Here is a 2,501-nt window from a genome sequence, read left to right as displayed (position 1 = left end):
TGTTGTTTCTCACCCAGAACTGAGCCGTTTAAGGGCATAATTTTCACTGAGAACTGAGCCATGTGAACCTTCCTCCAAAGCGGTGAGCGGCGGGGGCAACGGAGTGATCCACATGGGACTTTTGAACATCATCCGACGCATGCATTTGCGGCAGAAGCTGTCGATCCGCGAGATTGCGCGGCTAACGGGCGTGTCGCGTAATACCGTGACCAAGCACCTGGCGGCTAATACGATAGAGCCAAAATTTGCAACGCCGGAGCGGCCCAGCAAGCTTGATCCCTATGCCGAGAAGCTGGCTGGTTGGCTGAAGACCGAGGCTGGAAAGTCGCGCAAACAACGGCGCACGGTGAAGCAGTTACATACCGATCTTGTGGCGCTTGGCTTCACGGGCTCCTATCCCCGGGTTGCAGCTTTTGCGCGGCGGTGGAAGGCTGATCGTCAGCGCGAACAGCAGACAACGGCACGCGGGACTTTTGTGCCGCTGCATTTTGCCCCCGGTGATGCTTTCCAGTTCGACTGGAGCGAGGACTTTGCCGTGCTGGGCGGCGAGCGCATGAAGTTGCAGATGGCGCATATCAAACTGTCGCACAGCCGTGCCTTCTTGCTTCGGGCCTACCCTCTGCAGACCCATGAGATGCTGTTTGACGCGCATTGGCACGGCTTCCGTGTCTTTGGCGGCGTCCCTGATCGGGGCATCTACGACAACATGAAGACGGCGGTAGATCGTGTCGGTCGCGGTAAGGAGCGGCAGATAAACATGCGCTTCCTCGCCATGACGAACCATTACGTCTATCAGCCCGAGTTCTGCAATCCAGCCGCCGGGTGGGAGAAGGGGCAAGTCGAGAAGAACGTTCGGGATTCGCGCCATCAGATGTTGCAGGGGATGCCAGACTTCCCCGACCTCCCCGCACTGAATGCGTGGCTGGAAGAACGTTGCCTCGAGCTGTGGCGGGAGACCCCACATGGCAAACAGCCTGGCACCATCGCCGATGTCTGGGCCGAGGAGCAGGCCGAGTTGATGCCATTGCCGGTCGCATTCGATGGTTTCATCGAGATGAGCAAGCGTGTCTCGCCCACCTGCCTGATCAGCTTCGAGCGCAGCCGCTACAGTGTTCCGGCGTCATTTGCGAACCGACCGGTAAGCCTGCGGATCTATCCTGACCGTTTGGTCGTTGCGGCCGAGGGCAACATCCTGTGCGAACATACGCGCGTGATCGAACGCAGTCACAAGCTGCCACCAAAGACGATTTATGACTGGCGGCATTATCTGGCTGTCGTGCAGCGAAAGCCAGGCGCGCTTCGCAACGGCGCACCATTCCTAGAATTACCGCCTGCGTTCAGACAGTTGCAGGATCACATGCTGCGCAAGCCCGGCGGTGATCGCGAGATGGTCGATATACTTGCCTTGGTGCTTCACCACGACGAACAGGCCGTGCTCACCGCCGTGGAACGGTCATTGGCCGAGGGGGTGCCGACCAAGACCCATGTGCTGAACCTGCTGCATCGGCTGGTAGATGGAAAGGTGATCGGCGGGCCGCCACTGGATACACCACAGGCATTGGCCCTGCATCGTGAGCCCAAGGCTAACGTCGAACGCTATGACGGCCTTCGCAGCCAGATCGCCGGAGGCCGTCATGCGTCATGATCCAGCCGCTGGTGCCATCGTCATCATGCTGCGCAGCCTCAAGATGTATGGCATGGCCCAGGCCGTCACCGACCTGATCGAGCAGGGCGCGCCAGCATTTGAAGCTGCAATTCCGATGCTCTCCCAACTGCTGAAGGCCGAACTGGCCGAACGCGAAGTGCGTTCGATCGCCTATCACATGAAGTCGGCCCGCTTCCCGGCTTACAAGGACCTCTCGGCCTTCGACTTCGCCGCTAGTGAGATCAACGAAGCCACCGTCAGAACCCTGCATCGCTGCGAGTTCATGGATGGCGCGCAGAACGTGGTGCTGATCGGCGGCCCGGGCACCGGCAAGACCCATGTTGCCACCGCCCTTGGTATCCAGGCCATCGAACATCACCGCCGAAAGGTCAGGTTCTTCTCCACCATCGAACTGGTCAACGCCCTCGAACAGGAAAAGGCCAAGGGCAAGGCAGGGCAGATCGCCGAGGGGCTAACCAAGCTCGACCTCGTGATCCTGGATGAACTTGGCTATCTGCCCTTCAGCGCCTCGGGCGGGGCGCTCCTGTTCCATCTGCTGAGCAAGCTCTACGAGCGCACCAGCGTGGCGATCACCACCAACCTCAGCTTCAGCGAATGGGCCACGGTCTTTGGTGATGCCAAGATGACCACTGCCTTGCTCGACCGCCTCACCCACCGCTGCCACATCCTGGAGACCGGAAACGATAGCTTCCGCTTCAAGGCAAGCTCAGCAGCTGCAGTAAGAAAAAAGAAGGAGACACACCCAACCTTGACCCCAGCTTGAACCAAAATCCATAATCAGAGGTGGCTCACTTCTCGGTGACAAAACCGGCTCAGTTCCGCGTGAGATTCAACA

At 59.3% G+C, this 2,501-nt stretch carries 2 protein-coding genes; both read left to right on the top strand.

Features of this window, described 5'->3' with window-relative positions; genetic code table 11:
• Positions 1–112: 112 nt before the first annotated feature.
• Positions 113–1,645 (top strand): IS21 family transposase, encoded by a 1,533-nt coding sequence (gene istA, locus HOY34_RS21730; RefSeq protein ID WP_172366754.1) that lies wholly within the window; start codon positions 113–115, stop codon positions 1,643–1,645.
• Positions 1,635–2,429, top strand: a complete 795-nt coding sequence (istB, locus tag HOY34_RS21725) for an IS21-like element helper ATPase IstB (RefSeq protein WP_172366752.1) — start codon at positions 1,635–1,637, stop codon at positions 2,427–2,429. The genes istA and istB overlap by 11 nt, the downstream gene beginning before the upstream one ends.
• The last annotated feature ends 72 nt before the right edge of the window (positions 2,430–2,501 follow it).

It is taken from the genome of Pseudogemmobacter hezensis, from assembly GCF_013155295.1.
Taxonomy (GTDB): Bacteria; Pseudomonadota; Alphaproteobacteria; order Rhodobacterales; family Rhodobacteraceae; genus Pseudogemmobacter; species Pseudogemmobacter hezensis.
This window is presented reverse-complemented; position numbering and strand designations above follow the sequence as displayed.